Source organism: Psychromonas sp., assembly GCF_047632995.1.
Lineage (GTDB): Bacteria > Pseudomonadota > Gammaproteobacteria > Enterobacterales > Psychromonadaceae > Psychromonas.
In genome coordinates this window covers 1-5131 of record NZ_JBLIEK010000180.1, presented here as the reverse complement: position 1 = coordinate 5131, position 5131 = coordinate 1, and the positions used below count along the sequence as shown (strand labels likewise).

Below are 5131 nucleotides of genomic sequence, written 5' to 3'. Positions count from 1 at the left end.
GAAGGCGGGGCTTTACTCATTAATGATCTGTCAATGTTTGAACGGGCCGAAATCATCCGCGAAAAAGGCACCAACCGTAATCAGTTTTTTCGAGGTAGTGTAGATAAATATTCCTGGATAGATATAGGCTCAAGCTATTTGCCTTCAGAAATACAGGCAGCCTATTTATATGGGCAACTTTTATTAATCAATGATGTCAAAAACGACCGCGTTGCTAGTTGGGAGGTATACGCCAAGGAATTGGCAGGGTTAGCGAAAAAAGGTCATATTGAAATGTCTACCATTCCGGAATATGCAACAAATATTGCACATATGTTTTATCTGAAATGTCGTGATTTAGAGGAACGTACTGCATTAATTGCCCACTTGCGTAAAGCAGAAATTGGCGCAGTATTTCACTATGTTCCACTACATAGCTCAAAGGCTGGATTGCGGTTTGGTGTGTTTTTTGGACAAGACAATATTACAACCTCACATAGTGAAAGACTACTCAGATTGCCATTATTTTATGGCATCACAACATCTGAGTTATCACGAATAGTCAATAACGTAAAAAGTTTTTATGAATGATAAAAATAAAAATAAAAATAAAAATAAAAACAAAAACAAACACAAAAACAAACACTAACTGCCCTAACCTTTAATTGCTTCATCTGAAAGAGGGGGGATGGCGATAATATATAGAGAGGTAATTGTGATAGATATAAAATCCATTAGTACTGGGCTTGAATTGGGACATGATGGAATTTGGTATAGCGCAGAAACTAAAAACTTATCTTATCCATCTGACGGTAATGAAGCCTGTTTTGCTGTTGAAGATAATTCTTTTTGGTTTAGACATCGGAACGACTGTATCGCTTCTGTTGTAAAATCTTACCCCCCAGAAAACAACGGAACAATTTTCGATATTGGGGGCGGTAATGGTTTTGTTTCATTGGGACTAGCAAATGCAGGTTTCAATGTAGCTTTGTTAGAGCCAGGTAAAGTTGGCGCTTCCAATGCAAAAAAAAGAGGCATATCAAATGTAATTTGTGCAACAACAGAAACCGCAAAGTTCACCCCGAATTCATTGTCGGCTGTTGGCTTGTTTGATGTTATTGAGCATATTGAAGACGACCTTAACTTTCTAAAATCTGTAAAGGAATTAATGAAGAAAAATGCTTGCCTTTATGTAACCGTACCTTCTTATTCTTTTCTTTGGTCTTTAGAGGATGTTACTGCTGGGCACTTTAGACGGTATAAATTAAATAGTATATTAAGTGTTCTTCAATTGGCCGGGTTTAAAATTGAATTTGCCTCTTATATATTTAAATACCTTCCTATCCCTATTTTTCTTTTACGAACTATCCCCTTCAAATTGGGGCTAGCAAAGAAAGATAAAATGAATAATGTTACTTCACGTGACCATGCTGTTGAAGGCGGAGTATTGTCCAATTTAATTGATTTAAGCTTACATTCGGAGATCGATACTCTGAACATTGGGAAATCCATGTCATTTGGAGGAAGTTGTCTTATTGTTGCAAAAAATTCTTAACAGCACTTAAGTTCTGCGTCATGTAGAGAATTTTATGACTAAACTCGTTAGAAATGATAAACGTTTAAGTTTGAAAAGGTTTAATTACGTGAGGATTTCAATTGCAATACCATTGTATAAAAAGGAAAAAGTCATTGTAAAGTTGGAATGTTTTTCCTCACGCCTATTGTTGACTATCATTCAAAAGATAAAGCTCGTAGCCATTTGAGCTGTACACCGGGGACATTTCACTTTTCCAACCGAATTTAAAAGAAGGGCTGAGTATGAGCCAATCTATGCCTAGCACCGTCGCTCCAGCGATAACATCAGTAGATTTATCTAACTTAAGCAATTTTTCAACATCATTTATCCTTTCGTTTTCTTCTTCGCTGCGCTTTTGACTAACCCTGTAGTAAGGCGTCAATATATAACTATCGACACCACTAATCGCTGTTAGCTCCATATCATAATAATTATTCTCATTTTGAAGAACGTCATTCTTATTTGACCTCTCTCGAAGATACACCCCAATATCATAAAGACCTCGTGAAATGGTTCTATTTACGTTTCCCTTAGAAAAAGACATGTTGGACTGTACGTTTTTTCCGCAATACAGGGCGGTGATGCTTGATACTAGGATAAAAGCACTTGTTGTGAGTTTATTTGTAAGGGTCCTGAACTCACTCAGAATGTTTGCAACATTTGCAAAGGCCCATATAGAAATAGCAAAATACGGCCATACGAATGTTTTGTGAATTATCTCAAAGAGATCGCCCCTTGGAGAAATATTAGGAGCGAGAAGGAGAGACACTATCGCGTGATTAAGGAGGATGAATATTGGGAAATATAGCCATGGCTTAGCAACATTCCCGCGAAGTGAAATTATAAAAACAAAAGCCGCAAGAGGTAATACCAAGCCATAGGTAGCACTTGTTATCAATAAAGGAGCAAACATTACTAGGACACTTGGACTTAAGGTAACAATGTCCTTTATAGCCGCATGTAATGAGGTAATATTTTGCCCGAAGGACCGGATAATCTGATTGAAATTTGCTTCAGCGCCACTGGTGGATAGTGTCAAAGTCGGGGCAGTTGGAACATACTCTAGCACTTCTACCGCCACCGCTAAAATTGCTAATGCGCAGAATAAATAAAGCAGCTTTTGGTGTTTTGAAAAGCCTTTAAAGAATACTATAGCGAATAAGGGAAGTAAAAAGGAATAGGCCACAAATATTGTCGACTTAAATAAGGCACTAAAACCAGCAAATATAAATGCGACCACTATATATCTTATCTTTGAACTTTCTAAAAACCGGAATAAAAATGCCCATGCCAAGGCTAGAATAGCGGTAGCATATGCGCCACCTATACCTACTGTCTGAAAAAAGTAGTAGCTGGTCCAGCCATTGCCAAGTTTATAAAATGATGGATCAGGCAATAAGGTTACTGCAAAAACCGCACCCAGTCCCCCATACGACCCCATTGTACTCGAACCTAATGTCCAAGCTGCTAACCCAGTCAATATAAAGCCTACCGGCGCATACCAACCCGCAGCAATTGGATAAGCAGTGACTCCAGATAAATTCGAAATCAATGCAGAAGCCATATAGCTACCATAGTGATATAACGGTAACGGGCGACCAGAATGAAATTGATCAGATAAGTCATTCATACCAGTAGAATTCGCAAAAATATCAATTTTAGAGGCATGAAAATATAGATCATACCAAGGATGAAATGTGACAATGTGCTCATCAATAGACATTGCGCGAAGGTTTTCTTGAGACCATATTACGGAACCACATATGATCAACATGAGGGCTATAAAATCGAATTTGGAAAAGTTCGAGCTAAGTAGTGTTTTAGAAACAGTTGGTGCAGATGTTATAAGAAAGCCAACTATTGCCAGTATCCAAAAATTTACGCCTATCTCATTTGTTGTAGTGAACGCCATGAGCATCAAAGCAAAACTCACCAGTATAAAACCGATAAGCCATAAACTGAGGACACTCTTAAACGGAGATACTTCGATAACTGGAATTCGAAGCAAGGTAATAAATATATTGCCAAACAGCACACAAACCATTCCGAAAATTGAAGAATATATTAATACTGAAGGAACAAACGCTTCATTAGCGATTGAGTGCATTGCCGAATTTGCCCCAGAAATTAGAAATATTGCCAATAGTATTGGCAATATGCTGAAGATTGATTTCTGGTAAGTTCCCATGGTACGACGATTCCTTTTTGTAGTTATTTAGATCAACTCGGCCGAATGATTTTAGCCTCAACAAAATTCACAAAGCATTGTCACTTTACATTCAGCCCAGCGACGAAACAATCATGCCATCGTATTCGTTCATTGCCAAGGTAAGTAAACTAGCGTTGCCCGGTGTGTAACTGTTTTAATTGATTCGTGAATACAAACTAAAGATGAATGATTGGCTTTTTGGGTCTGGTCTGGCATCACGTCACCTACTAGCGGCCTCACACCTGTGTAGGCGTGCCGTGAGAATTAGATATTATTATGGCCATCTATAATCATCACCGCCTCAAAGTGATTGAGGATGCTGGTCACACTGTGTGATTAAACGTCGTACACATTTCAACTAAATAAGACTGTTGCCCTAGAACATGCAGTTAGACTACGATTACATCTAAGCGTAAGGCTTAACTGTGCTCTTATAATATTTTATTATTCAATTTATGCTGCTTATTTTTGGAAAAGTGTTTTATACAGCTCGAATAATGCTTTTTGTGTATATAATTTTTCGAGCTTTATTATCGCATGGATATTTATATCATTAGCCATTGCCTTGTTTTCACTAAGTTCAATGATCACTTGTGCAAAATTTATAGGATTATCTGCCAGGAGGATCTCTTTTTTATTAACTAAATCTAAGCCCTCAGCACCAATAGTTGTTGAAATTACCGGTCTCCCAAACATAATCGCTTCTAATATTTTTATCCGTGTACCACCGCCTGTTAATATAGGAGCAATCACAATATCAGCTTGCTGATAATAGGACTTAACTGAGCTTACGCCACCATGTACAAATATGCTTGGATCTTTTGCAAAACTTAAAATCTCTTCAGATGGGTGATAACCAACAATATCTAAAATAAATTTCTTTGATGATAAGGTCGATATAATAGGAAATACATTTTTAACAAAATGTATTGCTGCTTCATTATTGGGACCATATTGCATTGTGCCAACAAATAACAATCGTGTTTGAGTCGTATTTTCCTCAATAGTGAGAGCGTTTACTTCATCAACAACATTAGGAATAATGTAGAAATTGCCTTGTCTGTGTCGTTTTTTTAATTCTTTCTGGTCTGTACTAGAACAAATCAATATGTTGTCGAAAAAATTAAAAGCTTTAGTTTCAATGCGCCTGAGTTTTAATGATTCTATTAATCCCATTAGGAATAATTTTAAGCCTATTTTCTTTTTACTCGCTAGGGCAAAACGGTATCTTGCTTTACTTTCAATATCATCTAAATCGAACGTTTTCTTCAAATCTTTAACAAGATCAAATATTTTTGAATTTTCAAAAATTCTTGCGGAATTTAATTTAAAAGCAAATATGTGTTCATGCTCAAAGCGTTTTATCG

Annotated in this window: 5 protein-coding genes; 3 read left to right on the top strand and 2 right to left on the bottom strand. The window is 36.9% G+C overall.

The genetic code is table 11. The features are described from left to right. Together ACJAT7_RS17680 and ACJAT7_RS17675 are read left to right on the top strand one after the other, a co-directional pair. The coding region (locus tag ACJAT7_RS17680) for a DegT/DnrJ/EryC1/StrS family aminotransferase (protein WP_415228117.1) at positions 1-570 on the top strand (570 nt) is incomplete at its 5' end. Positions 571-667: 97 nt separating this feature from the next. Further along, entirely contained in the window at positions 668-1534 is an 867-nt protein-coding gene (locus tag ACJAT7_RS17675) for a class I SAM-dependent methyltransferase (protein ID WP_415228116.1), read from the top strand. 163 nt (positions 1535-1697) lie between these two features. Here ACJAT7_RS17675 and ACJAT7_RS17670 read toward each other — a convergent pair whose 3' ends face one another. After that, a complete protein-coding gene (locus ACJAT7_RS17670) occupies positions 1698-3278 on the bottom strand; it encodes a hypothetical protein (RefSeq protein ID WP_415228115.1) in 1581 nt (526 codons plus the stop codon). A 40-nt stretch (positions 3279-3318) separates the two neighbouring features. On the opposite strand from ACJAT7_RS17670, the gene ACJAT7_RS17665 reads away from it, so the two are divergent. Beyond that, complete coding sequence (locus ACJAT7_RS17665) at positions 3319-3735, top strand: hypothetical protein (protein WP_415228114.1); 417 nt, start codon at positions 3319-3321, stop codon at positions 3733-3735. Positions 3736-4226: 491 nt separating this feature from the next. Here the strand turns inward: ACJAT7_RS17665 and ACJAT7_RS17660 are convergent. Further along, the coding region (locus ACJAT7_RS17660; RefSeq protein WP_415228113.1) for a glycosyltransferase at positions 4227-5131 on the bottom strand (905 nt) is incomplete at its 5' end.